Annotated in this window: 24 protein-coding genes; 16 read left to right on the top strand and 8 right to left on the bottom strand. The window is 62.1% G+C overall.

Translation table 11 applies throughout. From position 1 onward, the window contains the following. Positions 1 to 23 precede the first annotated feature (23 nt). Positions 24 to 1,427, bottom strand: a complete 1,404-nt coding sequence (locus CKW35_RS03620) for a cytosine permease (RefSeq protein ID WP_016487515.1) — start codon at positions 1,425 to 1,427, stop codon at positions 24 to 26. Positions 1,428 to 1,744: 317 nt separating this feature from the next. Between CKW35_RS03620 and CKW35_RS03615 the strand changes: the two genes are divergently transcribed. From CKW35_RS03615 to CKW35_RS03570, 10 genes are all read left to right on the top strand, one after another. Continuing rightward, on the top strand, positions 1,745 to 2,230 hold the full coding sequence (locus CKW35_RS03615; protein ID WP_016487516.1) for a flavin reductase family protein: 486 nt from the start codon (positions 1,745 to 1,747) through the stop codon (positions 2,228 to 2,230). A 75-nt stretch (positions 2,231 to 2,305) separates the two neighbouring features. Beyond that, positions 2,306 to 3,346 carry an LLM class flavin-dependent oxidoreductase gene (locus CKW35_RS03610; RefSeq protein WP_016487517.1) on the top strand — a complete coding sequence of 347 codons (1,041 nt, stop codon included), beginning with the start codon at positions 2,306 to 2,308 and terminating at the stop codon, positions 3,344 to 3,346. A gap of 323 nt (positions 3,347 to 3,669) precedes the next feature. Next, the gene (locus CKW35_RS03605; RefSeq protein ID WP_003256068.1) at positions 3,670 to 4,266 is read left to right on the top strand and encodes an amino acid synthesis family protein; all 597 of its coding nucleotides are present in this window, start codon (positions 3,670 to 3,672) and stop codon (positions 4,264 to 4,266) included. A gap of 68 nt (positions 4,267 to 4,334) precedes the next feature. Further along, positions 4,335 to 5,168, top strand: a complete 834-nt coding sequence (locus tag CKW35_RS03600; RefSeq protein WP_016487518.1) for an alpha/beta fold hydrolase — start codon at positions 4,335 to 4,337, stop codon at positions 5,166 to 5,168. Continuing rightward, the gene (locus tag CKW35_RS03595) at positions 5,165 to 6,646 is read left to right on the top strand and encodes an aldehyde dehydrogenase (RefSeq protein WP_016487519.1); all 1,482 of its coding nucleotides are present in this window, start codon (positions 5,165 to 5,167) and stop codon (positions 6,644 to 6,646) included. Before CKW35_RS03600 ends, CKW35_RS03595 begins: the two co-directional genes overlap by 4 nt. A 12-nt stretch (positions 6,647 to 6,658) precedes the next feature. Next, positions 6,659 to 7,144, top strand: a complete 486-nt coding sequence (locus tag CKW35_RS03590) for a flavin reductase family protein (RefSeq protein ID WP_016487520.1) — start codon at positions 6,659 to 6,661, stop codon at positions 7,142 to 7,144. 62 nt (positions 7,145 to 7,206) lie between these two features. Continuing rightward, the gene (locus tag CKW35_RS03585; RefSeq protein ID WP_023047056.1) at positions 7,207 to 7,596 is read left to right on the top strand and encodes a carboxymuconolactone decarboxylase family protein; all 390 of its coding nucleotides are present in this window, start codon (positions 7,207 to 7,209) and stop codon (positions 7,594 to 7,596) included. Between the two features lie 88 nt (positions 7,597 to 7,684). Next, positions 7,685 to 8,437 (top strand): GntR family transcriptional regulator, encoded by a 753-nt coding sequence (locus CKW35_RS03580; protein WP_016487522.1) that lies wholly within the window; start codon positions 7,685 to 7,687, stop codon positions 8,435 to 8,437. 2 nt (positions 8,438 to 8,439) lie between these two features. Next, complete coding sequence (locus CKW35_RS03575) at positions 8,440 to 9,003, top strand: NUDIX hydrolase (protein WP_016487523.1); 564 nt, start codon at positions 8,440 to 8,442, stop codon at positions 9,001 to 9,003. Between the two features lie 122 nt (positions 9,004 to 9,125). Beyond that, a complete protein-coding gene (locus CKW35_RS03570; protein ID WP_095115119.1) occupies positions 9,126 to 11,327 on the top strand; it encodes an ATP-binding protein in 2,202 nt (733 codons plus the stop codon). On the opposite strand, the gene CKW35_RS03565 is transcribed toward CKW35_RS03570, so the two are convergent. Further along, on the bottom strand, positions 11,320 to 11,934 hold the full coding sequence (locus CKW35_RS03565) for a LysE family translocator (protein ID WP_016487525.1): 615 nt from the start codon (positions 11,932 to 11,934) through the stop codon (positions 11,320 to 11,322). The two genes, CKW35_RS03570 and CKW35_RS03565, sit on opposite strands and share 8 nt — an antisense overlap. 111 nt (positions 11,935 to 12,045) lie before the next feature. Between CKW35_RS03565 and CKW35_RS03560 the strand changes: the two genes are divergently transcribed. Continuing rightward, complete coding sequence (locus tag CKW35_RS03560) at positions 12,046 to 12,498, top strand: Lrp/AsnC family transcriptional regulator (protein ID WP_016487526.1); 453 nt, start codon at positions 12,046 to 12,048, stop codon at positions 12,496 to 12,498. 351 nt (positions 12,499 to 12,849) lie between these two features. After that, positions 12,850 to 14,262 (top strand): cytosine permease, encoded by a 1,413-nt coding sequence (locus tag CKW35_RS03555; RefSeq protein ID WP_016487527.1) that lies wholly within the window; start codon positions 12,850 to 12,852, stop codon positions 14,260 to 14,262. A 188-nt stretch (positions 14,263 to 14,450) separates the two neighbouring features. On the opposite strand, the gene CKW35_RS03550 is transcribed toward CKW35_RS03555, so the two are convergent. From CKW35_RS03550 to glnT, 4 genes are all read right to left on the bottom strand, one after another. Then, positions 14,451 to 15,776, bottom strand: a complete 1,326-nt coding sequence (locus tag CKW35_RS03550) for an FMN-binding glutamate synthase family protein (RefSeq protein WP_095115117.1) — start codon at positions 15,774 to 15,776, stop codon at positions 14,451 to 14,453. A 15-nt stretch (positions 15,777 to 15,791) separates the two neighbouring features. Then, a complete protein-coding gene (locus CKW35_RS03545) occupies positions 15,792 to 16,466 on the bottom strand; it encodes a protein glxC (RefSeq protein WP_023047053.1) in 675 nt (224 codons plus the stop codon). A gap of 27 nt (positions 16,467 to 16,493) precedes the next feature. Continuing rightward, the gene (locus CKW35_RS03540; protein ID WP_070086917.1) at positions 16,494 to 17,399 is read right to left on the bottom strand and encodes a glutamine amidotransferase family protein; all 906 of its coding nucleotides are present in this window, start codon (positions 17,397 to 17,399) and stop codon (positions 16,494 to 16,496) included. A gap of 65 nt (positions 17,400 to 17,464) precedes the next feature. Then, positions 17,465 to 18,799: a type III glutamate--ammonia ligase gene (gene glnT / locus CKW35_RS03535; protein WP_016487531.1), complete on the bottom strand. Its 1,335-nt coding sequence runs from the start codon at positions 18,797 to 18,799 to the stop codon at positions 17,465 to 17,467. Positions 18,800 to 19,143: 344 nt separating this feature from the next. On the opposite strand from glnT, the gene CKW35_RS03530 reads away from it, so the two are divergent. Then, complete coding sequence (locus CKW35_RS03530) at positions 19,144 to 19,737, top strand: helix-turn-helix domain-containing protein (protein WP_016487532.1); 594 nt, start codon at positions 19,144 to 19,146, stop codon at positions 19,735 to 19,737. Between the two features lie 30 nt (positions 19,738 to 19,767). Here the strand turns inward: CKW35_RS03530 and CKW35_RS03525 are convergent, their stop codons facing one another. Then, complete coding sequence (locus CKW35_RS03525) at positions 19,768 to 21,318, bottom strand: PAS domain-containing protein (RefSeq protein WP_023047052.1); 1,551 nt, start codon at positions 21,316 to 21,318, stop codon at positions 19,768 to 19,770. Positions 21,319 to 21,596: 278 nt separating this feature from the next. Between CKW35_RS03525 and CKW35_RS28320 the strand changes: the two genes are divergently transcribed. Continuing rightward, the gene (locus tag CKW35_RS28320; RefSeq protein ID WP_023047051.1) at positions 21,597 to 22,217 is read left to right on the top strand and encodes a response regulator; all 621 of its coding nucleotides are present in this window, start codon (positions 21,597 to 21,599) and stop codon (positions 22,215 to 22,217) included. Positions 22,218 to 22,273: 56 nt separating this feature from the next. Here CKW35_RS28320 and CKW35_RS03510 read toward each other — a convergent pair whose 3' ends face one another. Beyond that, positions 22,274 to 23,161 carry a LysR substrate-binding domain-containing protein gene (locus tag CKW35_RS03510; protein ID WP_016487535.1) on the bottom strand — a complete coding sequence of 296 codons (888 nt, stop codon included), beginning with the start codon at positions 23,159 to 23,161 and terminating at the stop codon, positions 22,274 to 22,276. Positions 23,162 to 23,272: 111 nt separating this feature from the next. Between CKW35_RS03510 and CKW35_RS03505 the strand changes: the two genes are divergently transcribed. Both CKW35_RS03505 and ppnN read left to right on the top strand, forming a co-directional pair. Then, entirely contained in the window at positions 23,273 to 24,334 is a 1,062-nt protein-coding gene (locus tag CKW35_RS03505; protein ID WP_016487536.1) for a YeiH family protein, read from the top strand. Positions 24,335 to 24,482: 148 nt separating this feature from the next. Further along, positions 24,483 to 25,856: a nucleotide 5'-monophosphate nucleosidase PpnN gene (gene ppnN / locus CKW35_RS03500; RefSeq protein ID WP_016487537.1), complete on the top strand. Its 1,374-nt coding sequence runs from the start codon at positions 24,483 to 24,485 to the stop codon at positions 25,854 to 25,856. The last annotated feature ends 365 nt before the right edge of the window (positions 25,857 to 26,221 follow it).

The following is a 26,221-nucleotide window of genomic DNA, read 5'->3' as shown; positions in this document are numbered from 1 at the left end:
CAAGGCGGCCCCCATTGCAACTGTCAGTCGTTGACGCTGATAACCCGCGCACTGTTGACCGCCTGCCCCCGCGTCGCCAGGCAGTAATACAACGGCACCGTCACCAGCAACCCGAACAGCCAGGACAAGTCCGCCCCTTCGACAATGTTCGAATACGGCCCCACATACAGGGCGGTGTTGGCAAACGGCAACTGCACCAGAATGCCGCAGGCATAGGCAATGATCGCGTGGTGATTGAAGCGACCATAGATGCCGCCATCAGCGCTGAAGATCGAAGGAATGTCGTACTGGCCCTTCTTGATCAGATAGAAGTCGATCAGGTTGATCGAAGCCCACGGCACCAGCACCAGCAGCAACGCCAGGATCAGGCCGATGAAGTGGCCGATGAAGTCCGCCGAGGCGTTCAGCGCGACCATCCCGCAGCCCAGCAGAATCACCGAGGCCAGGATTACCCGCACCTTGATGCTTGGCGTCCATTCGGCAAAGAACGTCTGAATAGCAGTGACGATCGACAGCACCGCGCCATACAGGTTAAGGGCGTTATGGCTGATGATATTGAGCAGGAACAGCACCATCAGGATCGGGCCCAGCCAACCGGTAGCCTGCTTCACTGCGTCCATGGCGTCAGTACCTTCCGGCACGCACAGCACCGCCACGGCACCAAAGCTGAAGCACAGGATGGTGCCCAGGGTCGCGCCAAAGTAAGTGGCCCAGAACGGCTTGGCAATGCCCACTTCACGTGGCAGATAACGCGAATAGTCGGACGTGTACGGCGAGAAGCTGATCTGCCAGATGGTGCCCAGTGACACGGTGGCGATAAAGCCCGACAGATTGAATGCACCACGGCTGAAGAAGTCGGCCGGCAGCTCCTGGGCGAACATCATGATGAACCCCGCCAGCAGCGCAGAGCCCATCACCCAGGTACCGATGCGGTTCAGGACATGGATGAAGCGGTAGCCGATCACGCCAATGGCCGTGGCGCTCAGGGCACCGATCACGATCGCGCCCGGCATCGGCATGCTCGGGGCAATGCCGTGAATGGTCTTGCCCGCCAGGACGATGTTGGAAATAAAGAAGCCGACATAGATCAGTGCAGTGAAGAACACGATCAGCAAGGCGCCGTAGCGGCCGAACTGGCCACGGCTTTGCACCATCTGTGGAATGCCCAGCTGCGGTCCCTGCGCAGAGGCAAGGGCGATGACCACGCCCCCGACCAGATGGCCCAGCACAATGGCGATCAGCCCCCACAACAGGTTCAGGTGGAACACCTGGACCACCATGGCGCCGGTGACAATTGGCAGTGGCGCGATGTTGGTACTGAACCAGAGGGTGAACAGGTCGCGCGCCTTCCCGTGGCGCTCGGCAGGTGGAACGTAATCGACCGTGTGATTCTCGACAAACTGGTGTTGCGATGACGGTTGGGACATAGGATTCAGCTCGAAAGGTCGTTTTTATCGTTGTAAGGAAACCGCATCTAGGCGGCCTCTCAGCTGCGGACCATATTATGGTATTCCAAGCTTTTGACAACACTGATCCGCACGAAAAAGCGTCCACTGATCTGCTTTGCAAACCCATACAACAAACCGCGTCACCGCTCTAAGCCACGGTATACGTGGCCTTTAGCCGTTCATCGTGTAAACCTCGGGCATTAAAATTCCGCTTGCAAAATAGGTATTACGGTATACCATCAGACACATCAACGATAAAAACCGCGGACCACCGCAGCCTTTTAGAGGTATTCCCGATGATCGACGCAACCGTCTACAAGAACGTCCTGGGCTCCTTCCCCTCCGGCGTTACCGTCATCACCACCCTGGACGATGACGGCTCGGTTGTCGGCCTGACCGCCAGCGCCTTCTCCTCCCTGTCGATGGACCCGCCGCTGGTGCTGTTCTGCCCCAACTACACCTCCGACTCCTACCCGGTGCTGATCAAACAGAAGCGTTTTGCCATTCACCTGCTCTCGGGTGAACAGCAAGCCGAAGCCTATGCGTTCGCCAAGAAGGGCAAGGACAAGGCCAGCGGCATCGAGTGGTCCATGAGCGAACTGGGTAACCCGATCCTGGCCGGCGCCACCGCCGTCATCGAATGCGAACTGTGGCGTGAATATGAAGGTGGCGACCACGCCATCATGGTCGGCAAGGTGCATAACCTGATCGTGCCCGAAGAAGCGCCCCGGCCGATGGTGTACTGCCGCGGCAAGATGGCCAGCCTGCCGGCCTTTGCCTGAAGCCTGTTCTGACTCGAGACCACTGGCGCCTCCCCTGCCAGGCGCCAGCCCCTTTCAAGCGTTGAGGAAAGCCCCATGAAATTTTCGTTGTTCGTACACATGGAACGTTGGGATGAACAGGTCAGCCACCGCCAGTTGTTCGAAGACCTGACCGAACTGACCCTGATGGCCGAAAACGGCGGTTTCAGCACCGTGTGGATTGGCGAGCACCACGCCATGGAATACACCATTTCGCCGAGCCCGATGCCGCTGCTGGCCTACCTGGCCGCGCGCACCGACAAGATTCGCCTGGGTGCCGGCACTATCATTGCGCCGTTCTGGAACCCGATCCGCGTCGCCGGCGAATGCGCCCTGCTCGACGTGATCAGCAACGGCCGCATGGAAGTGGGCCTGGCCCGTGGCGCCTACCAGTTCGAGTTCGACCGCATGGCCAATGGCATGCCAGCCACCGACGGCGGCAAGGCGCTGCGCGAGATGGTGCCGGTCGTACGTAAGCTGTGGGAAGGCGACTACGCCCATGACGGCGAAGTGTACAAGTTCCCCACCTCCACCAGCGTGCCGAAACCGTTCAACGCGACGCCGCCGATGTGGATCGCCGCCCGCGACCCGGATTCGCACAACTTCGCCGTGGCCAACGGCTGCAACGTCATGGTCACCCCGCTGATGAAGGGTGACGAAGAAGTACTGGACCTGAAGAACAAGTTCCAGGCCGCTCTGGACAACAACCCGGACGTGCCGCGCCCACAACTGATGGTGCTGCGCCACACCCACGTGCACAGCCCGGCCGAGCCGGAAGGCTGGAAAGTCGGCGCGCAGGCCATCTCGCGCTTCTATCGCACCTTCGATGCCTGGTTCGGTAACAAGACCGTTCCGGTCAACGGCTTCCTGGAGCCGAGCCCGGAATCGAAGTTTGCCGAAGTGCCGGCGTTCCAGCTGGAGAACATTCGCAAGAACACCATGATCGGCACGCCGGAAGAAATCATCGCGCGCATCAAGTACTACCAGGAGCTCGGCGTCGACGAGTTCAGCTTCTGGTGCGACAACAGCCTGCCCCACGCCGAGAAGAAGAAGTCGCTGGAACTGTTCATCAAGGAAGTGGTGCCGGCGTTCGCCTGAATTCCCATTGCCTGAATCATTGCGGGACGCGCCCGCTCACGTGGGCCCCTTCAGCCTGCGTGAGCGGGCTTTTTTTTAAACCTTTACTGGCCCTATCGCCGGCAAGCCAGCTCCCACATTGCCACTACAGGCTCTGAATGCAGCGCGGTACCTGTGGGAGCTGGCTTGCCGGCGATAGGGCCAGGTACAGACAGCAGCGAAATCAAGGCATCAGGCCACCTTTCGTCCCCCGACAAGAGAAATTTCCTGACACCTCTTGCACAACAAATATTATGGTATACCATCAGACAACAAGAGCTGATAACCCTCACCAGGAGCCCTCCATGAGTTTCGAAATCCGCAAGATCGTCACCTACTCCGAAGAGACCCGCATCGAAGGCGGCAAGGCCACCGACAAACCAGTGACCATGGTCGGCCTGGCCGTCGTGATCAAGAACCCATGGGCCGGTCGCGGTTTTGTTGAAGATCTGAAGCCGGAAATCCGCGCCAACTGCTCGGAGCTGGGTGCACTGATGGTCGAGCGCCTGACCGCTGCCATTGGCGGTGCCGACAAGATCGAAGCCTACGGTAAAGCGGCCGTGGTCGGCGCCGACGGCGAAATCGAGCACGCCTCGGCTGTGATCCACACCCTGCGCTTCGGCAACCACTACCGCGAAGCGGTGCAGGCCAAGAGCTACCTGAGCTTCACCAACAAGCGCGGCGGCCCCGGCACCTCGATTCAGATCCCGATGATGCAGAAGGACGACGAAGGCCTGCGTTCGCACTACATCACTCTGGAAATGCAGATCGAAGACGCCCCGCGCGCCGATGAAATCGTTGTGGTGCTGGGCGCTGCCGACGGCGGCCGCCTGCACCCGCGCATCGGCAACCGCTACATCGACCTGGAAGAACTGGCTGCCGAAAAAGCCAACGCTCAATAACAACAACCAAGACGGGCCGGGGCGTGGCGTGCTTTCCCGCCGCGCCCGACCTTCAAGGAGCGCCCTCCATGATTCAGCCTGTCGCTGAACGTACACCTGCCGGCACCAGCTACCTGTCCGTAGGCCAGGGCCAACCCGTGGTACTGATCCACGGCGTGGGCCTGAACAAGGAAATGTGGGGCGGCCAGATCGTTGGCCTGGCCAACGACTACCGTGTCATCGCCTACGACATGCTCGGCCACGGTCAAAGCCGCGTGCCGGCTGCCGACACGCCGCTGCAAGCCTACGCCGACCAGCTCGCCGAGCTGCTCGACCACCTGCAAATTCAACAAGCGACCGTGATCGGCTTCTCCATGGGCGGCCTGGTTGCCCGTGCATTCGCCCTGCACTACCCGCAGCGCCTGACTGCACTGGTCGTGCTCAACAGCGTGTTCAACCGCACCCCCGAGCAAAGTGCCGGCGTGATCGCCCGCGCTGCCCAGGCAGCGGAGCTGGGCCCCGACGCCAACGTCGATGCCGCCCTGGATCGTTGGTTCAGCCGTGAATACAAGGCTGCCAACCCGGCGCAGGTCGCCGCCATTCGCCAAGTGCTGGCGAGCAACGACCCGCAGGGCTACCACACCACGTATTCGTTGTTCGCCACTCAGGACATGTACCGCGCTGACGACCTGGGCAGCATCCAGGTGCCGACGCTGATCGCCACGGGCGAACTCGATTCGGGCTCCACCCCGGCCATGACCCGCCAGCTTGCCGCCAGCATTCCGGGTGCGCACAGCGTGGTCCTCGCCGAGCAACGGCATATGATGCCGGTAGAAGCACCCCGTGAAGTCAACAAGATGCTGCTGGACTTCCTCGCGCAAGCCCGCACCCTCACCGAATCCGCCAAGGGGATTGTTGCATGACCCTCGTTCGTTTCCAGATGTGCATCGACGGCCAATGGCGCGATGCGCAGAGCGGCAAGACCTTCGACAGCCTCAACCCGGCCACCGCCCAAGCCTGGGCGCAGCTTCCCGACGCTGACGAAACCGACGTCGAGCTGGCCGTGCAGGCCGCCCAGCGTGCCTTCGACAGCAAGGAATGGCGCAGCATCACCGCCACCGCGCGTGGCAAGCTGCTGCGTCGCCTGGGTGACCTGATTAGCGAGAACAAGGAACACCTGGCCCAGCTGGAAAGCCGTGACAACGGCAAGCTGATCCGCGAAACCCGCGGCCAGGTCGGCTATCTGCCAGAGTTCTTCCACTACACCGCAGGGCTGGCCGACAAGCTTGAAGGCGGCACCCTGCCGCTGGACAAGCCCGACCTGTTCGCCTACACCGTGCACGAGCCCATCGGCGTGGTTGCCGGGATCATCCCGTGGAACAGCCCGCTGTACCTCACCGCGATCAAGCTGGCCCCAGCCCTGGCTGCCGGCAACACCATCGTGCTCAAACCGTCCGAACATGCCTCGGCGACCATCCTCGAGCTGGCCCGTCTGGCCCTCGAAGCCGGCTTCCCGGCCGGTGTGGTCAACGTGGTCACCGGCTACGGCCCGACCACCGGCGCGGCACTGACCCGCCACCCGCTGGTGCGCAAGATCGCCTTCACCGGCGGCGCCGCTACAGCCCGCCATGTGGTGCGCAGCAGTGCCGAGAACTTTGCCAAGCTGTCGCTGGAGCTGGGCGGCAAGTCGCCGAACATCATCTTCGCCGACGCCGACCTGGACAGCGCCATCAACGGTGCCGTGGCCGGCATCTATGCCGCCTCCGGGCAAAGCTGCGTAGCCGGTTCGCGCCTGCTGGTGCAGGACGAGATTTTCGACGAATTCGTAGAGCGCCTGATTACCCGCGCCAAGCGCATCCGCATCGGTAACCCGCAGGACGACGCCAGCGAAATGGGCCCTATGGCCACCGCGCAGCAGTTGGCCGTCGTCGAAGGCCTGGTGGCTGCGGCCAAGGCTGAAGGTGCCAAGCTGCACATGGGCGGCAAGCGTGCCGAGGTCGAGGGTGACGGCTGGTTCTACGAGCCGACCCTGTTCGAGTGCGACAGCAACTCGATGACCATCATGCAGGAAGAAGTGTTCGGCCCTGTCGCCGCGGTCATCCGCTTCAAGACCGAGGAGGAGGCCCTGGAAATCGCCAACGACTCGCAGTTCGGCCTGGCCGCCGGCATCTGGACCCGTGACCTGGGCCGTGCTCATCGCCTGGCCCGCGACGTGCGTTCGGGGATCATCTGGGTCAACACCTACCGCGCCGTGTCGGCCATGGCGCCAATTGGTGGTTTCAAGAACAGCGGCTACGGCCGTGAGAGCGGCATCGATTCGGTGCTGGCCTATACCGAGCTGAAGACCGTGTGGATCAACCTGTCCACCGCGCCGATGCCCGACCCGTTCGTGATGCGCTAGGAGGAACACAAGATGATCGAACCCGGCATCTACAAAGACGTGATGGGCTCTTTCCCGTCCGGCGTCACGGTAGTGACCACCCTGGATGCCGACGGCGCCATCGTCGGCATCACCGCCAGCGCCTTCAGCGCATTGTCGATCGACCCGGCGCTGGTACTGTTCTGCCCCAACTACGCTTCCGACACCTACCCGATCCTGCGTGACAGCAAGCAGTTCGCGATTCACCTGCTGTCTGCCGAACAGACCGCCGAAGCTTACGCCTTCGCCGGCAAGGGCAAGGACAAGGCCAAGGGCGTCGAGTGGCATTTGAGCGAACTGGGCAACCCGCTGCTGGCCAAGGCGACCGCGATCATCGAGTGCGAACTGTGGCGCGAGTATGACGGTGGGGACCACGCGATCATCGTCGGTGCAGTGAAGAACCTGGTGTTGCCGGCCGAGCCGGTGACGCCGATGGTGTACCACAAAGGCAAACTGGGCGCCCTGCCGCCCCTGGGCTGACCTTGAGACCGCCGGGGCCGCAAAGCGGCCCCCGTTCCCTTTTTTCTTCCGGAGTACGGCACATGAGTAACGAGAAGTACGACAAAGGCCTGGCCATCCGCACCCAGGTGCTGGGCGAGGACTACGTCAACCGCTCGATCCAGAACGCCGACGAGTTCACCAAGCCATTGCAGGAACTGGTCACCGAATACTGCTGGGGCCACGTCTGGGGCCGCGAAGGCTTGTCGCTCAAAGAGCGCAGCATGATAAACTTGGCCATGATTTCCGCGCTCAACAGGCCCCACGAGCTCAAGCTGCACATCCGCGGCGCATTGCGCAATGGCCTGAGCCGTGAACAGATTCGCGAAATTCTGCTCCAGGTCGGCATTTATTGCGGCGTACCCGCGGCGGTGGACAGTTTCCGCCTGGCCCGTGAAGCGTTTGCCGAAGCCGATGCGGAGTCAACCCGTTAACAACGGGCTGTTCGAACCACTGCATGGAAAGCCTCGGTTCGGGGCATTCCGCGATGTTGGCGCAACAGCCTCATAAAGAGCGCTCCTGATGAAACGCCAGCCACTCGACGACAGCTTCAAGGTCAACCGCAACCCCGTTACCCTGCGCGAAATCGTGCTAGACAAGCTGCGCGCCGCAATCATGAACTTCCATCTGCTGCCCGGCGACCGCCTGGTGGAGCGCGACCTCTGCGACCGCCTCGGCGTCAGCCGTACCTCGGTGCGCGAAGCCCTGCGCCACCTGGAGTCCGAAGGCCTGGTGGAATTCGCCGACGCCAAAGGCCCGCGTGTCGCCATCATCACCCTGGAAGACGCCCGCGACATCTACGAGCTGCGCTGTGTGCTCGAAGGCCTGATCGTGCAGCTGTTCACCCTCAACGCCAAGGCCAAGGACATCCGTGCCCTGGAACGCGCCCTGGAGGTGAACCGCGAAGCGCTGGAAGAAGGCGAGCTGCAACAGGTGCTGGATTCGGTACAAGGTTTCTACGACGTGCTGCTGGAAGGCTCCGGCAACCAGGTGGCGGCCCAGCAACTGCGCCAGTTGCAGGCGCGCATCAGCTACCTGCGCGCCACCTCGGTGTCGCAAGAAAACCGCCGCGGCGCCAGCAACCGCGAAATGGAAAAGATCGTCGAAGCCATCAAGGGTGGTGACCCGCTGGTGGCCCACCAAGCTTCGGTCGACCACGTCCGCGCTGCCGCCAAGGTGGCCCTGGACTACCTGCGCCAGAAGCAGGATGACAACACCAAGGTGCGCGACATCGTCGAGCCCCTGGCCCTGAAGGAACCTCGCATAGGCCGCTGATCATGCCCAACGCCCCCCGCTACTGCCCGCACTGCACCACGGAACTGGCCCGGGGCGTTCCCACAGGCGACACCCACGAACGCCTGCACTGCACCGGCTGCGGCTACATCCATTACATCAACCCGAAGATCATCGCCGGCTGCATCATCGAGCGCGATGGCAAGTACCTGTTGTGCCAGCGCGCCATCCCGCCGCGCCCCGGCACCTGGACCTTGCCGGCCGGGTTCATGGAAGCTGGCGAGACCACCGAGCAGGCTGCACTGCGCGAGGTCTGGGAAGAAAGCGGGGTGCGTGCCGACATCGTCTCGCCCTACTCCATCTTCAGCGTACCCAGGATCAGCGAGGTGTACATCATCTTCCGCGCCGTCGTCGCCGAAGAAACCGGGCACTACGGGCCGGAGACCCTGGCATACAAGTTCTTCGAGCCCGACGAGATTCCGTGGGACGACATCTACTATCCGGCTATCCGGCAGATTCTCGAGCGCTACATCCTTGAACGGCAGGCCGGGGTCTACGGGATCTACATGGGCAATGACGACACTGGCAAGGTGCACTTCATGCGCTAGCCTGTGCCGGCCTCTTCGCGCGTGAACCCGCGAAGAGGCCGGCACAGGCCACCACAAAATGCTCGCCAACCGTCTATTCTCGGTGCACCCTAAGGCCTTGTGTTAAAGGACCGACAGAACAAATGGCGAAATGGCTAGACGGCGGCGGGCTGATGGCCGAACGCATCCGCAACCACAACTGGGCCGCCACCCCCCTGGGGGCATTGGAACATTGGCCTGACGCCCTGAAGACCACCATGGCCCTGTGCCTGGCTTCGCGTTTTCCGCAGGCGGTGCTCTGGGGCCCTGACCTCATCACCCTGCACAACGATGCTTTCATCCCGATTCTCGGGCGCAAGCCCTCGGCCTTGGGTATCCCCTTCCGCGACGTGTGGCATGAGGCCTGGGCCGATATCAGCAAAATGGCCGACTGTGCGTTGTCCGGCGAAGCGGTGTACATCGAAGACTTCCCACTGACGATCGACCGCAACGGCGGCCCGGAGCAGGCTTATTTCACCTTCTGCTACAGCCCGATTCGCGGCCTGGATGGCGAAGTGCTTGGCATGCTCGATACGGTTACCGAAACCACCGCCGGTGTGGTCACCAACCTGCGCCTCAACTTTCTCGACAGCCTCGGGCGCGCCGTGGCCGACGCCACCGACCCCGACCAGATCATGGCCATCACCACGCGCATGCTGGTCGAGCACCTTGGCTTGTCCAGCTGCGCCTATGCGGTAATGGAGCCGGACGAGAATGGCTTCACCATCTGCGGCGATGCCGTAGCACCCGGCTCCCCACGCCTGGTGGGCCAATATCACCTGCATGATTTCGGCCGCCTGGCGGTCAGCCGCCTGCGCAGCGGCCTGGCGTTGGTGATCAATGACAATCTTCGCGAACTGGCCGCTGACGAAGCGGCGACATTTCAGGCCATCGGCATCACCGCTACTGTCTGCATGCCGCTGATCAAGGCTGGCAGGCTGACCGCGCTGATGGCGATTCACGACCGTTTTCCCCGGGAATGGACCGACTACGAGCAAGCGCTGATCAGCGAGGTTACCGAACGTTGCTGGGCGCATATCCAGCGGGTTCAGGCCAATGCTGAAGTGCGTGAGGCGATGGCAGCGCTGGAGGCGCTCAACGCCAACCTTGAGCACCGCGTGGAAGAACGCACGACCCAGCTGCTGCACACCGAAGCGGTGCTGCGCCAGGCACAAAAGCTGGAAGCCATCGGCCAGCTGACAGGTGGCGTTGCCCACGACTTCAACAACCTGCTGACCATCATCCGTTCCTCGCTGCACTTCCTGCAACGCCCCAACCTCGACGAGAAGCGTCGCGAACGTTACCTCAAGACCATATCCGACACCGTCGACCGTGGTGCCAAACTAACCGGTCAGCTCCTGGCCTTCGCCCGCCGACAGGCCCTCAGCCCACACGTGTTCGAGGCAGGACCACGGTTGGAAGCGATGGCTGACATGCTCGACACCGCCACCGGCGCACGCATCCAGGTCGAGCTGCAGTTACCGCCTGCGCCGTGCCACATCCGCGCCGACCTCAGCCAGCTGGAGAACGCAGTGATCAACCTCATGCTCAACGGCCGGGATGCCATGGCCGGCGAAGGTGTGTTGCAACTGCGCCTGCAGGCCGATCAGCGCCTGCCGGCCTTGCGCGGCCAGCCGTCCCTGCCAGGCCCATTCGCGGCGATATCCGTGAGCGACAGTGGTACCGGTATTGCCGCCGATTTGCTGGAGCGCATCTTCGACCCGTTTTTCACAACCAAAGCTGCAGGTGAAGGGACCGGGCTTGGGCTGTCGCAGGTGTTCGGCTTTGCCAAGCAGTCCGGGGGGGATGTAGCAGTGACCAGTGCCCCCGGCCAAGGCACAACGTTTACCCTTTACCTGCCGCAGGAGGACCCGCCCGCTGCCCCGTCGGAAGACGCCTCGGCCGGCAGCCTGCTGCAAGCACAGAGCGAGCGGCGACGGATACTGCTGGTAGAGGACAATTCCGACCTGGCCCGCTTCAGCGCGCAGATCCTTGAGGACCATGGTTATCAGGTCAGCTGTGCACGCTCGGCGGAAGAGGCGCTGGCGCAGTTGACTGGCCCGGCGGGCGGTTTTGATGCGGTGTTTTCCGATGTGGTCATGCCCGGCATGGGTGGGTTGGCACTTGCCCTGGAGCTGCGCCGTCAGCGCCCGCAGCTTCCGGTGATCCTTACTTCGGGCTACAGCGATGCAATTGCCGAAGGCGGGCACCAAGGGTTTACCTTTCTGGCCAAGCCTTACTCGGCAGAACAGCTGTGCCAGACGCTCGGGAACGTCCTGGCCCCCTTGCCTCACGGTGTCAGTTGATTTGCCCGGCAATCAAGCCCAGGGCCACCGTAATCATCGCCACCCCCGACACCCGCCCGACCAGCTTCGCCGCCCCCGGCCGGGTACTCAACACGGCTTTGGCGCCATAGCCGACCAGTGAGTAGATCACCAGCGAGCTGCACAGGTGCACCAGCCCCAGCAGCAAGATCTGCAACGGCACTGGCCAGTTCGACTGTGGGTCGGTGAACTGCGGCAGCAAAGCCAGGAACAGCAGGAAAACCTTCGGGTTCAGGCCGCTGACGCAAAAGCCCTTCAACGCCCAGCGCGAACCCGAATCCCCCGCACCGCCCTGCCCGGCTGCCGGCAATGCCGGGCTCAACAACAGGTTACCACCCAGCCACAGCAGGTAGCTGCACCCCGCCAGGGTGAGCAAGGTCAGTGCCAAGGGGTGGCCTGCCAGCAGGCTGCCTACCCCGGCCGCCACCACCAGCGTCGCCAGGCAATGCCCCGACAACATGCCCGCCACCGCGGGCATTACCCAGCGCCCACGCATGCCTGCCGAAATGGCGTAAGCCCAATCTGCGCCCGGGGTAATCACGAACAGCATCGACACGGCCCAAAACGCCGTCAGCACACTGATAGCCACTTGAATCTTCCTTATCTACTGCCTTGGGATGTCGAAAGATTACGGATTCCGCCCGGGGATTTTCTTTCGTATATTCCCTGCAATCGCTCAATGACTGGAAGATCCTTCTCAATGGACAGAACTGATAGAAAAATGCTTGCCGAGCTGCAAAAAGACGGTCGGCTATCGGTAACCGAACTGGCCGACCGCGTAGGGCTCAGCCTGTCGCCCTGCCATCGGCGCTTGAAGGCACTGGAAGAATCCGGGGCGATTCTGGGCTATCACGCCCGCCTGGCGCCGAGCGCCCTGGGGCTGAATTTTGCCGCGTTGGTGTTCGTGACCCTGCGCGAGGTGACCCGGCAGCCGGTGGCGGATTTTGAAGCGGCACTTTCGGAGATTCCGCAGATTGTCGAAGCACAGCGGTTATTCGGCGACCCGGATTACCTGCTGCATGTGGTGGCCAAGGACCTGCCGGCGTTTCAGAAGCTGTATGACGAGCACCTGACCAGCATTCCCAATGTGAAACGCCTGAGCTCAACCCTGGTGATGAAGGAAGTGATCCAGGACCGGTTGTTGCCGATGTAGCTCTATTGCCTGTACTGGCCCTTTCGCGGGCTAGCCCCGCGAAAGGGCCAGTACAGGCAACCATTCAGCTGCCCTGCAAATGCGCACGACGCACCATCAAAGCCCACCGCGTTCTGCCGAAACAGGGCTCAACCCCTCTACTTCAAGCCCTGCCGCCAACTGGCACCGTCCTTGCTACCGTCCCCCGCTTAAGCTTTTGTCAGCCTTAGGTTTTTTAAGGTTTATGGGTACATATTTACTAATTTCTCGTTATCCCCGCGCCCCGCATCATCCCTCCAACAAGAACGCGTTGCCCATCGCCGGCACGCCCCCGGGCAGCTCCCGATGCCCTACCTTGCCTTGGAGTCAGTCATGACCAGTGCAGCCAATTCGGCACCCCTGATAGAAAAACACACAATCGGCTACGTGCCCCCGCAAGACCGCCATGGAAAGGTAAGGGATCTGTTCACACTGTGGTTCGGCGGCAACATCGCCCCGCTGCCCATCGTCACCGGCGCGCTGGGCGTGCAGCTGTTCCACCTGAACCTGATATGGGGCATCGTCGCCATCCTGGTCGGTCACCTGGTCGGGGGGGTGCTGATGGCACTGCACTCGGCCCAGGGCCCGCAAATGGGTATCCCGCAGATGATCCAGAGCCGCGCCCAGTTCGGCACGCTCGGCGCGCTGCTGGTGGTGGTAATCGCCGGCGTCATGTACATCGGCTTCTTCGCCTCCAACATCGTGCTCGCCGGCAAATCGCTGCACGGTGTGGTCGATGCCGTACCGGTGCCGGTGGGCATCGTCATCGGTGCCTTGGGTTCAGGCATCATCGGCATCATCGGCTATCGCTTCATCCACGTGCTCAACCGCATTGGCACCTGGGTACTGGGCATCGGTATCGTGGTCGGCTTCGGCTACATCTTCAGCCACGTGCAAAGCGACGACTTCCTCACCCGCGGCGGCTTCAACCTGGCCGGCTGGTTGGCCACCGTGTCGCTGGCGGCGCTGTGGCAGATCGCCTTTGCGCCCTATGTGTCGGACTACTCGCGTTATCTGCCGGCAGATGTGAAAGTCAGCTCGACGTTCTGGACAACGTACCTGGGCTCAGCCCTGGGTTCGAGCCTGTCGTTCATCTTCGGCGCCGTGGCGGTACTGGCGATTCCGGCCGGGATGGACACCATGGATGCGGTCAAGCTGGCCACCGGTACCCTGGGCCCGATCATGCTGGTGCTGTTCCTGCTCAGCGTCATCAGCCACAACGCCCTCAACCTGTATGGCGCTGTACTGTCGATCATCACCCTGGTGCAAACCTTCGCCTATCGCTGGATCCCCACCGCCAAAAGCCGTGCGGTGCTGTCGCTGATCGTGCTGTCGGCCTGCTGCGTGGTGGCGGTGTTCGCCTCGGCAGACTTCATCGGCCACTTCGTCGACATGGTGCTGGTGCTGCTGGTGGTGCTGGTACCGTGGACGGCGATCAACCTGATCGACTTTTATGCCATCCACAAAGGTGACTACGACATCCAGTCGATCTTCCAGGTCGATGGCGGTATCTACGGGCGTTACAACCCACAGGCGTTGATAGCCTATGCGGTAGGTATCGTGGTGCAGATCCCCTTCATGAACACGCCGCTGTATGTCGGGCCGATTTCCGAGCACATCAACGGGGCTGACCTGTCGTGGCTGGTAGGGCTGGCAATTACCTCACCGCTGTACTGGTGGCTCGCCAGCCGTGACAGTGCCTACCGTCGTCGGCAGACAAGTGCCAAGTTGGCCATGGGACACTGATTCAACCTGTAACGGCCCTATCGCCCAGCCTCACCACGAAGCATTACACGAAGGTGAACGCCACCCCCTTGAGCTGCACCAGTGCCTGCCCAATGGGCGATACGCCCTCGACATAGCCTCCCAGCGATGGCGCTGATATGGGCGATTGGGGTGCCCTGGGGCTGCTTTGCAGCCCCAAAAACGGTGGATCAGTACTGCGCCTGCCCCGGCACCCAGGCCGTCCCCGCCAAGGGCACCCGCGCCATCGCGGCCGCTTCCACGGTCAACGCCACCAGGTCCTCCGGGTCAAGGTTGTGCAGGTGCGACTTGCCACACGCCCGCGCCATGGTCTGCGCCTCCAGCACCAGCACCCGCAGATAGTTCGCCAGCCGGCGACCCGCTTCTTCCGGGTTCAGGCGCCCGGCCAGGTCTGGGTCCTGGGTGGTGATGCCAGCCGGATCGCGACCGTTCTGCCAGTCGTCATAGAAGCCCGCAGCCGAGCCAATCTTCTTCAGCTCGCTGTCCAGCCGCGGATGGTTGTCACCCAGTGCAATCAATGCCGCCGTGCCGATGGCCACTGCGTCTGCCCCCAGGGCCATGGCCTTGGCTACGTCGGCACCGTTGCGGATACCGCCAGAGACGATCAGCTGCACCTTGCGGTGCATGCCCATTTCCTGAAGCGCCTGCACCGCCTGCGGGATGGCCGGAAGAATCGGGATGCCAACGTGCTCGATGAACACTTCCTGAGTGGCTGCGGTACCGCCCTGCATGCCGTCTAGCACGATCACATCTGCACCAGCCTTTACCGCCAGCTTGACGTCGTAGTAAGGGCGGCTGGCACCGATCTTCACGTAAATGGGTTTTTCCCAGTCGGTGATCTCGCGGATCTCGGCAATCTTGATCGCCAGGTCATCCGGGCCGGTCCAGTCCGGGTGGCGGCAGGCACTGCGCTGGTCGACGCCGATCGGCAAGGTGCGCATGCCGGCTACCCGCTCGGTTACCTTCATGCCCAGCAGCATGCCGCCACCGCCCGGCTTGGCGCCCTGGCCGAGGACGATCTCGATGGCGTCGGCCTTGCGCAGGTCGTCGGGGTTCATGCCGTAGCGCGAAGGCAGGTACTGGTACACCAGGTGCTGCGACTGGCCACGTTCTTCCGGGGTCATGCCGCCGTCACCGGTGGTGGTGCTGGTGCCGGCGATGGTCGCACCACGGCCCAGCGCTTCCTTGGCGTTGGCCGACAACGCGCCGAAGCTCATGCCGGCGATGGTCACCGGGATTTTCAGGTGGATCGGCTTTTTAGCAAACCGGTTGCCCAGCACCACGTCGGTGCCGCACTTCTCGCGGTAGCCTTCCAGGGGATAGCGCGACACGCTGGCGCCGAGCAGCAACAGGTCGTCGAAGTGCGGCACACGGCGCTTGGTGCCACCGCCGCGGATGTCGCAGATGCCGGTTTCGGCGGCACGCTGGATTTCCTGGATGGTCAGGCGATCGAAGGTGGCCGACTCACGCAGTACCGGGGGGAATTGCTCGCTCATGGGAATGCTCCTGGATCAGTACGCGCTGGCGTTGTCGACTTTGAAGTTGTACAGCTGGCGGGCCGAGCCGTAGCGTTTGAAATCGGCGGCCTTATGGTCCAGGCCAGCCTTGTTCAGCAGTTCCTGCAGCTCTTGCAGGTGTTCGGCGCGCATTTCTTTCTCGATGCAGTCCGAGCCCAGTGACTGCACCGAGCCCTTGACGTAGATGCGCACCTCATACAACGAGTCGCCCAGCGCGTCGCCGGCATCGCCACACACCACCAGGCGTCCGGCCTGGCCCATGAAGCAGCTCATGTGGCCAATGCTGCCGCCGACCACAATGTCCACGCCTTTCATGGAAATACCGCAACGGGCACCGGCATCACCTTCGATCACCAGCAGCCCGCCATGGGCGGTGGCGCCTGCGGCCTGCGAGGCACTGCCCTTGACCCTCACCAGGCCGGACATCATGTTCTCGGCCACGCCGACACCCACGTTGCCGTGCACGGTCACGCTGGCCTGCTGGTTCATGCCGGCGCAGTAGTAGCCGGCATGGCCTTCGATATCCACCGCCACGGCGGCGTTGATGCCCACCGCCAGGTTGTGCTTGCCGCCGGGATGGGTCACTTGCCATTCGAGGTCCTGCACCTCGCCGTGCAGTGACTGGTTGAGCACACGCACCGAAGTGCTGGATAGGTCGATCGTCTTCATAAGGTTCTCCAGGGGTTCGGTGGCAGGTCAGGCGCTTTCGCGCTCCCAGACGTACAGGGTGGCCGGCGCCGGTTCCCAGACCTTGGCGTGCTCGATGCCGGGCAGGCCGGCCAGTGCCTGGTATTCCGAGGCCATGGCCACGTAGTCTTCGGTCTCGGCCAGCACCGCCGGCTTGCAGGCAATCGGGTCACGGATCACGGCAAAGCCGTTGCGGGTGCCGATGGCAAACGTGAAGAAGCCGTCCAGGTCTTCCAGCGCGCCATCCAGGGCCTGGGCCAGGCTGTCGCCCTGCTGTAGCCGCCAGGTCAGGTAGCCGGCGGCCACTTCGGTGTCGTTATCGGTCTCGAAGCTGATGCCTTCGCGCTTGAGTACCTGGCGCAAGCGGAAGTGGTTGGAGAGCGAGCCGTTGTGCACCAGGCACAGGTCGGCGCCGGTGGAGAACGGGTGACTGCCCTCCATGGTCACGGCGCTTTCGGTGGCCATGCGGGTGTGGCCGATGATGTGGCTGCCCTTCATGCCGGCCAGGCCGAAGCGACTGGATATTTCCGCCGGCAGGCCCATGCCCTTGAGGATTTCGATGCTCTGCCCGGCGCTCATGATGCGCACATCGGGCGCTAGCTCGGCCAAGGCGCCGCGGGCTGCGGCCTCATCTGTGTGCACTTTGAGCACAGCGGCGCTGGCGTTCTGGTACCAGTCCAGCGAGCAACCCAGGTGCCCTTCCAGCTGGCCCAGCAGGGTGGTCCAGGGGTAGTTGGTGTCAGTCGCTTGCAGGGTCAGCTTGACCCAGCCTTCGGCCACTTCATCGCCGTAGATGGCAAAGCCGGCGCTGTCCGGCCCACGGTCGGTCATGGCTTGGAGCATGGGTTCGAACAGCTTGCCTAGCTGGCCTTCCAGCTCGGGCTTTTTCAGGTACAGACCTACGATTCCACACATGGTGATGCTCCTTACTAGGCAGTGGGCGAGCGCTTTCGTGTCTGCCGCCCAGGGGATTGGGGCGGTCAGAAGAACTCGGTGTAACGCTGGATTTCCCAGTCGGAGACGTGGCGGCAGTACTCCACCCACTCCATGCGCTTGAGCTTGATGAACTCGTCGACGATCCCGGCGCCCAGCACCTCGCGGAACAACGGGTCGGCTTCGAGCGCGTCGACGGCCTCCTTCAGCGATTGCGGCAAGGTCTTGATGCCGCGCGCGGCAATTTCTTCAAGGCTCAGGTTGTAGAGGTTTTCATTGCACATCTCGCCCGGATCCAGCTGGCGGTCGATGCCATCGAGGCCGGCGGCGATAATGGCGGCGGTGACCAGATACGGGTTGCAGCCGGCGTCCGGCAGGCGGAACTCCAGGCGACCATAAGGAATGCGCACCATTGCCGAACGGTTATTGGCCCCCCAGGCGACGAAGGCCGGGGCCCACGTCGAGCCCGACAATGAACGGCCAACCACCAGACGCTTGTAGGAGTTGACCGTCGGCGCCGCAAAGGCACACAACGCCGCGCCGTGGGCCATGAGCCCTGCAGCAAAGTGATAGGCCAGCTTTGACAGGCCCATGCCGCTGCTGTCGGACGGGTCGTGGAACAGGTTCTTGTGGGTGCTGCTGGCCAGCGACAGGTGAAAGTGCATGCCGTTGCCGGCGCGCTTGGGGTCAGGCTTGGGCATGAACGAGCAGATCATGCCCAGGTCGTTGGCGATCTCACCGGCAGCCATGCGGAAGAAGGTGAAGCGGTCGGCCGACTCCATGGCGTCGCTGTAGGTGTAGTTGATCTCGAACTGGCCATTGGCGTCTTCGTGGTCAATCTGGTAGATGTCGAAGCCCACCGGCTGCAGCGCCTCGGTCAGGCGTTCGAGGAACAGCCGCGAGCGCGACAGGCCCTTGTAGTCGTAGCAGGGCTTGTCGAGGTTGTCGGAGGCGTCAACCAGTTGCAGCTTGCCGCCTTCGTCGCGGCGGAACAGGCTGAACTCGGGCTCAAGGCCGGTGTTCAGGGTCCAGCCCTTCTCGGCCAGGCGCTGCACCTGCTGCTGCAATACGTAGCGGCTGTCATAGGGCCAAGGCTGGCCGTTGACATGGCCCACGCACACCACCCGGCCATAGCCTGGCTGCCACGGCACCGGAACCAGTGTGGACAGATCGCCGCGGGCCATGAAGTCCGGGCCGTGCGGCTCCATGCCCATGCCGCAGATGGCGAACCCGGCAAAGCCGGCGCCCTCCTCGGCTACCATCTTCAGGCCCGATACCGGCACCGATTTGGTCTTCGCCGAGCCATGGATATCGACGAACTGCGCCAGCACGTACTTGATGCCGTGCTGGTCGAGGGTGCGCTGGGTTTCTGCTGGCAACATGGGTTGAACACTCCTGGGCAAGGGCGACGATTCCGCAAAGGAAACTTACTTTCCTCACAGGAATGCAATGCGCTTGCCAAGTTTGTTCAAGGTGCGCCCTTGGGTGTCTGTTCGGGCCTCTTCGCGGGCAAGCCCGCTCCCACAGGATTCGCCGCAAAGCCGCTTGGGAGTGGACTTGCCCGCGAAGAGGCCGGCACAGGCAAGACAAAACCCAGGCAGGATTTTCTGTTCTATTTGTGGGAAACTTGTTTTCACCTGAGGAAAGAAGCGGCCAGCGCAGCTGCATTTCGCACTTTCCCAGTGCGAAAACTTTATTCTTGAACTGAAACCGTGCAGGACTTTCGATGTCGACCGAAACCGAACCGCGCCTTCGTCTGGAGCAGTACCTGGGCCTGCAGATCAAGCGCCAGCGCCAGGCCCAGTCCCTCAAGCTCGCCGATGTGGCGCGCATTGCCGGCATTAGCCAGGGCATGCTGAGCAAGATCGAAAACGCCCAGGTGTCCACCAGCCTCGACACCCTCAGCCGCCTGTGCGACGTACTGGGCATGCCGATGGCCAAGCTGTTCAGCCAATATGACCAGCCCGACGGCAATGCTCTGCTGGTAAAGGCTGGCGAAGGTCTGGAAGTGGTGCGCCGCGGCACCGAGAAGGGCCACACCTACCACTTGCTCAATCACGCCAGGGGGCCGAAGAAAAACTTCGAGGCCTATAGGGTGAGCATGGATGACGCCAGCGAAGAGTTCCCCACCTTCGCCCACCCCGGCACCGAGTTCCTCCACTTGCTGGAGGGCGAGCTGGTGTACCGCCATGGCAACCAGCTCTATCACATGCACGCCGGCGACAGCCTCACATTCGACGGCGAAACCCCGCACGGCCCGGAGAAACTGGTGCAGGTGCCCATACGCCTGCTCTCGATCATGAACTACGGCGACGAGTGACGCGCGGCACAGGGCGAATTGCAGTGGGCACTACAGCTTGAACTTCACGCAAATCGTACTGTTTTCGGCTAGCCGATCCAGCGTGATTGCATCAGCTCCATACCCTGAATAGCTTTTCACCAGCCGCATACCCAAGCCTGTTCCGCTTGGTTCGGGATAAGACTCCGGAAAGCCCTCCCCCTCGTCCCTTACTGTAATCACAGCATGGTCGCCTGCGTTCTGGACGCTCACCCCAATCGTGCCCTTGCCATACTTGAGGGCATTGGTGATCAGCTCGGAAATGACCAGGCCCAACGGCGCCATCCGCTGTGGGGGGAGAATGAAAGCATCGGCGTTGAGCACGATCTTACGTTCAGCCAGCGCCGACCCCAGGTCACTCAACAAGGCGCCAAGATACTCCGATGCCAGGACGCCCTGGGTTTCTGCAGTCTGATAGAGGCGCTCATGCACACTGGCAATCGTCAGCACGCGGCTCGCTGCCGTCTGCAGCTGGACCTTGACCGCCTCATCCGCCGACAGGTTGGCCTGAAGCTGGAGCAAAGTGTTCACCAGGTGCAGGCTGTTCTTTACCCGATGGTGAATCTCTTCAAGATAGAGATCGCTGTCGCTCAGCTTGGTGTTTTGCACAGCAATCAGGGACAGCAACTGAGCCTCGTGCTGGTGCCGCTCGGTGATGTCCCGCGACACTGCGATCAGCCTGTCCACCCTGCCCTCGGCACTCAGAATGGGCGCAATGGTTACATCCCACCATCTCGGCTCATCGCCGGCCGTGGGGCAATAGGCCTCAAACCTCGCCGATTCACCGGCCACGGACCGCGCCATGGCATCACGCACGACGGGTTTGGAGTCGTCAGGCCACAGCTGGGTCCAGGGTTTGCCGCGCACCTCTGCCAGCTCGCTTATGTGCATGAGGTACATTCCGGCATCATTCATGAATTCGATATCGCCATGCGTGGTGAGGATCTTTACGCAATCGGGGCTGGCATTGAGCATGCTTTCCGAATAGCGATCCGGTAGCTGCTCATCTGCCCCATTTGCCAGGCGTTCCACGGCCATGGAGATGACGTTGGAGATACCTTCGAGGAACACCAGGTCGCTTTCGATGAAATCGTCACCCTCGGTGCTGTCCGCCTCCAGCACACCAAACGGCTGTAGCGCCCCCCGGATGGGCACGTTGATGGCGCGTTCGATGCCATACTTTTTCAACAGATCCGGCGTGCGGAAGCGCTGCTCCTGGCCCAGATGGTTGGAGAGCACCGGGCGGTACGTAGAGAGGGCATAACCCGCCGGACTGGCCACATCGCCACCGACCTTGGCGTGGCCGATATCAGAGGGATCCCAACCGACACCGTGGGTCAGCAAAAAATCATCGCTGCCAGGCAATGGCATCAACACCTTGGCAAAACGCGTGTGCATGCCTTTGGCCACAACGGTACAAGCCTGCGTGAGCAAAGTATCGAGACTCGTCGACCTGAGCGACGACACGCCATACTCCACCACCAACTGATGCTGCTTGTGTAAACGGGCCTGTGACTTCTGCAGTGCAAGCCTGATCATTTCATCGGGAGGCAGTTGATGCATGGGTTCTCATCCACAGCTGGCAATTGGGAAGATTACTTTCGGGCGCGCCGTTCGACACCATGGCCCCTGCGGACGTGCCAGGCAGGGATCGAAAACTTTTCGTGGCTTCATTTACCAACGATCCAGCATCGATGGCAATGACGAAAACCATCTAAGCCCGGCGGCAATGGGAAAGTATAGATCGCTCGGTTTGCCAACAACCCAAGCGCCACCCGTCAGTTGCATGAAACCACAGATCATAGCCGCCCGCCGAATGGCTACATGATCGGGGTTTTGTTATGGCTCGCAGTGTATTGGTAGTAGAGGATGACGCGTTGATTCGAATGCTCGCCTGCGAAGCGCTGGAATCGCTCGACCTCGACGTGCGCAGCTGCGGCTGCGTCGATGAGGCGATAACGGTGCTGGAAACCACGGCCCGCCTGGATCTCGTGTTGACCGATATCCAGATGCCAGGCCAGCTCGATGGAGTGGACCTCGCGCACCTGGTCATTGACCGATGGCCGGGCACCGCCGTGATCGTGATGTCGGCCGGCCAACGTGATGCCGGCTCCCGCTTACCCGGGTCTGCTACGTTCCTCTCAAAACCTTGGACGGTTGGCCAGTTGCTGACTGCTATCGAGCAAACGCTATCTTTCAAAGCAAACGACTTGATGAGGGGTGACTACAGGGTGGACAAAATTGCCCAACTGGATGTGGACATGGCGATACTCGGCCAGGTCGCAGACGAGCTTGAACGCCAAATATCGCCCAGCCCCGTAACCAGGCCTTTGGTGATCGCATGGCTAACGGAGTGGGCGCGGCAGCCAGGCACCGTGCCGGATTTAGGACGCAACCTGCCCAACCTTCCGCAATCACTCAAGGCAGCCTACCTCAGCTGGACCCATCAATGTGAGGGATGATCTGCCAGCACTCTCGACCTGTGGGAGCGGGTTCACCCGCAAACAGGCCGGGGCCGTTACCCCACCGCCTGCAAGCCGACACACAACTCGAGAAACCGCGCTGCCGCCCTTGAGGGCGTTGCCGCATGTGGCATCAATATGGAAAACCGCCTGACCAACGGCTCAGGGGCAACTTGCAGTCGGTGCAGGGCCCCATCCTCATGGCGGATCGACATTGCCGACACAAAGCCAACCCCCATCCCCGCACGCACCGCCTCCTTCACCCCTTCCACCCCGGCAATCTCCAGCGCTACGCGCATCGCCACACCCTCACGGGCAAACGCGCGCTCGACGACCTGCCGCACACCCGAGCCGCTCTCGCGCAATACCAACGGGTAAGTGCCCAGCGCCCCCAAGGTCTGCGGACCACTGCCAGCCAGCGGATGACCGCTGGGCACGATGGCAACGATCTCGTCCTCACGCCAGGCTGTCACTTGCGTGCCCAACGGCAGCTCTTGCCCAGGCGGCCCTTCGATCAGGGCGATGTCGACACTGCCCAGCGCAGCGACGATCTCCGCCGTGTTGCCGTGTGATGTAGTCACCAGCACGTCCGGGTGACTGGCATGGAAATCGGCGATCAGGTACGGCAGCAGGTAACTGGCAGGCGTGGTACTGGCACCGATGCGCAAGGTACCGCGCTCCAGGCCACGCATGGCGTCGCGCAGTGCCTGGGCCTGGCGGAAGGTTTCGCGCAGGCGCTCGGCATGGGCCAACAGCTGTTCGCCGGCTGCCGTCAACCGCACCCCCCGCCCGGCGCGCTGATACAGCGGCTCGCCAAAAGCCTCCTGCAACAGCTTGAGCTGGCCGGACACCGCCGGTTGCGACAAATGAAGCGCCTGGGCCGCATGGCTGATGTTGCCGTGCTCGGCAACGGTGGCAAACGTTATCAGTTGTTCTGGGGTCATGATTTAAAAATATCAGCTAAACGGATATTTGCCATTTTAAATTACGATTTTTTATAAGCTTATAACCCGATTAACGTAGGCCTTGTCGAAACACCTTTCCGGAGGACACACATGGCCACGGTTCCGTCCAACCCCGCTTTTACGCCTACCCTCTCTACCCGAGGGCGGCTCAATGGCATCCTGTTCGTCGCGCTGTTCGCGCTTGCGGTCACTCAGCTGGCCGCACTGCCCGCCATCGCCAATCTGGGCATCAGCCCGCTGATTGTCGGCATCGTCGCCGGCGCCCTCTACGGCAATGCCTTGCGCGATGGTGTACCGGCCAGCTGGGCAGCCGGCATCAACTTTTCGGCCCGCGGCCTGCTGCGCATCGCCGTGGCCTTCTTTGGCCTGCGGGTCAGCCTGCAGGAAATTGCCGAAGTCGGCTGGTCGGGCCTTATCGTGTCGCTGCTGGTGGTGTCCAGCACCCTGTTGATCGGCCTGTGGTGCGGCATGAAACTGTTCAAGCTGGACCGCGATACCGCCCTGCTGACCGCCGCTGGCAGCGCCATCTGCGGTGCCGCCGCCGTGCTGGCCTTCGAGTCGGCACTGCGCAGTGCCCCGCACAAGAGCGCCATGGCCGTCGGCAGCGTGGTGCTGTTCGGCACCTTGTCGATGTTCCTGTACCCGCTGGCCATCAACGCCGGCTGGCTGCACCTGGACACCCTGGGAGCGGGGCTGTTTCTGGGCGGCACTATCCACGAAGTCGCCCAGGTGGTGGGCGCAGCCAGTAATGTCAGCCCTGAAGCCACCCATATCGCCACCATCGTCAAGATGACCCGGGTGATGCTGCTGGTGCCGGTACTGCTGGTAGTCGGCCTGTGGATCAGCCGCTCGCGCAAGGCTGATCAGGCGCAAGGCAATGGGCGCATTACGATGCCCTGGTTCGCCTTTGGCTTCCTTGCCCTGGTATTGGTGAATTCTCTGCAGGTACTCCCGGGTAGCGTGACGCAAGCGGTCAATAGCCTCGACACTTTTGCCCTGACCATGGCCATGACTGCACTGGGTATGGAAACCCGCTTCAGCCAGATTCGCCAGGCGGGGCCAAAGGCGCTGGCTACCGGGGCGATTCTGAACCTGTGGCTGGTAGGGGGTGGATTGGCGATTACCCTTGGCGTGCAAAAGCTGTTGGGCTGAATCGGGACCGGGATGGCTTCTTCGCGGGGTTGCCCGCGAAGAAGCCAACCCGGTCTCAAGGTTTTTCACCAGCCCCCTCGTTGCCGCCCACATTTCTCGGTATGGTGTTGTCAAAGAAGGATGTTTTACCCGCACAGGAAAGACTTAGATGCCTCAACGCAATGTCATCAATGCATCCGTCAGCCCCAAAGGCAGCCTGGAAACGCTGTCACAACGTGAAGTTCAGCAACTGAGTGAAGTCGGTACAGGTAGCCTTTACACCCTTTTCCGCCAGTGCGCCCTGGCCATCCTCAACACTGGCGCCCATGTCGACAATGCCAAGACGATCCTCGAGGCCTACAAAGACTTCGAGGTCAAAATCCATCAACAAGACCGTGGTGTGCGCCTGGAGCTGCTGAATGCCCCGGCCGATGCCTTCGTCGATGGCGAAATGATCGCCAGCACCCGTGAAATGCTGTTCAGCGCCCTGCGCGACATCGTTTACACCGAAAGCGAGCTGGCCAGCCAGCGTATCGACCTGGAAAGCTCCCAGGGCATCACTGATTACGTTTTCCATTTGCTGCGCAACGCGCGCACCCTGCGCCCGGGTGTGGAGCCGAAGATGGTGGTGTGCTGGGGTGGTCACTCGATCAGCAGCGAGGAGTACCAGTACACCAAGAAGGTCGGCCACGAACTGGGCCTGCGCAAGCTGGACGTGTGCACCGGTTGCGGCCCGGGCGTGATGAAGGGCCCGATGAAGGGCGCCACCATTGCCCACGCCAAGCAACGCATGCATGGCAGCCGCTACCTTGGCCTGACCGAGCCGGGCATCATCGCCGCCGAGGCGCCCAACCCGATCGTCAACGAGCTGGTGATTCTGCCGGACATCGAGAAGCGCCTGGAAGCCTTCGTGCGTGTCGGTCACGGCATCATCATCTTCCCCGGCGGCGCCGGCACAGCCGAGGAGTTCCTGTACCTGCTGGGCATCCTCATGCACCCCGATAACCAGGACGTGCCGTTCCCGGTGGTGCTCACCGGCCCGCGCAGCGCCGAGCCTTACCTGCAACAGTTGCATGCCTTCGTGGGCGCCACGCTGGGCGAGGCGGCGCACCGGTTGTACGAAATCATCATTGATGACCCGGCAGAAGTTGCCCGGCACATGGTCGAAGGGCTCAAGGTGGTCAAACAGTTCCGCCGCGAGCGCAATGATGCCTTCCACTTCAACTGGCTGCTGAAGATCGAGGAGAGTTTCCAGCGCCCGTTCGACCCGACCCACCAGGCAATGGCCGAACTGGACCTGCGCCGCGAGCTGCCACCCCATGAGCTGGCTGCCAACCTGCGCCGGGCGTTTTCTGGCGTGGTAGCGGGTAACGTGAAGGACAAGGGCATCCGCCTGATCGAAGAGCATGGGCCGTACCAGATCCGCGGCGACAGCGCCGTGCTGGACCCGCTGGGCCGGCTGTTGCAAGCCTTCGTTGACCAGCATCGCATGAAGTTGCCCGGCGGCGCGGCGTATGTACCTTGCTACCAAGTGGTAACCTGACGGCCTGATACTTCTGATCTTGATCTTGATCTTGATCTTGATCTTGATCTTGATCTTGATCTTGATCTTGATCTTGATCTTGATCTTGATCTTGATCTTGATCTTGATCTTGATCTTGATCTTGATCTTGATCTTGATCTTCGCGACTTCAGGAGGCCGAACGCAGGCCTTGCGAAGGGAGGTGACGGGCATGGATGCCCGTCAAGCGCTGGGCCCCAGGATGGGGCCTGCAGCGCGGTCCTCCCGGGAGCGAGGCCGGAGTGAGGGGACCCCGGAGCGCAGCGCAGGGGCCGGATGATCGGAGCGCAGCGTTTTTTGGTTACTTTTTGTCGCGTCTGACAAAAAGTGACTCGCCGTAAGGGCGA

Source organism: Pseudomonas sp. Irchel 3F3, assembly GCF_900187545.1.
Classification (GTDB): domain Bacteria; phylum Pseudomonadota; class Gammaproteobacteria; order Pseudomonadales; family Pseudomonadaceae; genus Aquipseudomonas; species Aquipseudomonas fortuita.
Note: the sequence above shows the minus strand (reverse complement) of the source record. Positions and strands in the feature narration are given on the sequence as shown.

Bases quoted from the DNA above. Each gene is read 5' to 3' on its own strand.
- CKW35_RS03620 (WP_016487515.1), bottom strand. From the start codon at position 1,427: ATGTCCCAACCGTCATCGCAACACCAGTTTGTCGAGAATCACACGGTC.
- CKW35_RS03615 (WP_016487516.1), top strand. From the start codon at position 1,745: ATGATCGACGCAACCGTCTACAAGAACGTCCTGGGCTCCTTCCCCTCC.
- CKW35_RS03610 (WP_016487517.1), top strand. From the start codon at position 2,306: ATGAAATTTTCGTTGTTCGTACACATGGAACGTTGGGATGAACAGGTC.
- CKW35_RS03605 (WP_003256068.1), top strand. From the start codon at position 3,670: ATGAGTTTCGAAATCCGCAAGATCGTCACCTACTCCGAAGAGACCCGC.
- CKW35_RS03600 (WP_016487518.1), top strand. From the start codon at position 4,335: ATGATTCAGCCTGTCGCTGAACGTACACCTGCCGGCACCAGCTACCTG.
- CKW35_RS03595 (WP_016487519.1), top strand. From the start codon at position 5,165: ATGACCCTCGTTCGTTTCCAGATGTGCATCGACGGCCAATGGCGCGAT.
- CKW35_RS03590 (WP_016487520.1), top strand. From the start codon at position 6,659: ATGATCGAACCCGGCATCTACAAAGACGTGATGGGCTCTTTCCCGTCC.
- CKW35_RS03585 (WP_023047056.1), top strand. From the start codon at position 7,207: ATGAGTAACGAGAAGTACGACAAAGGCCTGGCCATCCGCACCCAGGTG.
- CKW35_RS03580 (WP_016487522.1), top strand. From the start codon at position 7,685: ATGAAACGCCAGCCACTCGACGACAGCTTCAAGGTCAACCGCAACCCC.
- CKW35_RS03575 (WP_016487523.1), top strand. From the start codon at position 8,440: ATGCCCAACGCCCCCCGCTACTGCCCGCACTGCACCACGGAACTGGCC.
- CKW35_RS03570 (WP_095115119.1), top strand. From the start codon at position 9,126: ATGGCGAAATGGCTAGACGGCGGCGGGCTGATGGCCGAACGCATCCGC.
- CKW35_RS03560 (WP_016487526.1), top strand. From the start codon at position 12,046: ATGGACAGAACTGATAGAAAAATGCTTGCCGAGCTGCAAAAAGACGGT.
- CKW35_RS03555 (WP_016487527.1), top strand. From the start codon at position 12,850: ATGACCAGTGCAGCCAATTCGGCACCCCTGATAGAAAAACACACAATC.
- CKW35_RS03550 (WP_095115117.1), bottom strand. From the start codon at position 15,776: ATGAGCGAGCAATTCCCCCCGGTACTGCGTGAGTCGGCCACCTTCGAT.
- CKW35_RS03545 (WP_023047053.1), bottom strand. From the start codon at position 16,466: ATGAAGACGATCGACCTATCCAGCACTTCGGTGCGTGTGCTCAACCAG.
- CKW35_RS03540 (WP_070086917.1), bottom strand. From the start codon at position 17,399: ATGTGTGGAATCGTAGGTCTGTACCTGAAAAAGCCCGAGCTGGAAGGC.
- glnT (WP_016487531.1), bottom strand. From the start codon at position 18,799: ATGTTGCCAGCAGAAACCCAGCGCACCCTCGACCAGCACGGCATCAAG.
- CKW35_RS03530 (WP_016487532.1), top strand. From the start codon at position 19,144: ATGTCGACCGAAACCGAACCGCGCCTTCGTCTGGAGCAGTACCTGGGC.
- CKW35_RS03525 (WP_023047052.1), bottom strand. From the start codon at position 21,318: ATGCATCAACTGCCTCCCGATGAAATGATCAGGCTTGCACTGCAGAAG.
- CKW35_RS28320 (WP_023047051.1), top strand. From the start codon at position 21,597: ATGGCTCGCAGTGTATTGGTAGTAGAGGATGACGCGTTGATTCGAATG.
- CKW35_RS03510 (WP_016487535.1), bottom strand. From the start codon at position 23,161: ATGACCCCAGAACAACTGATAACGTTTGCCACCGTTGCCGAGCACGGC.
- CKW35_RS03505 (WP_016487536.1), top strand. From the start codon at position 23,273: ATGGCCACGGTTCCGTCCAACCCCGCTTTTACGCCTACCCTCTCTACC.
- ppnN (WP_016487537.1), top strand. From the start codon at position 24,483: ATGCCTCAACGCAATGTCATCAATGCATCCGTCAGCCCCAAAGGCAGC.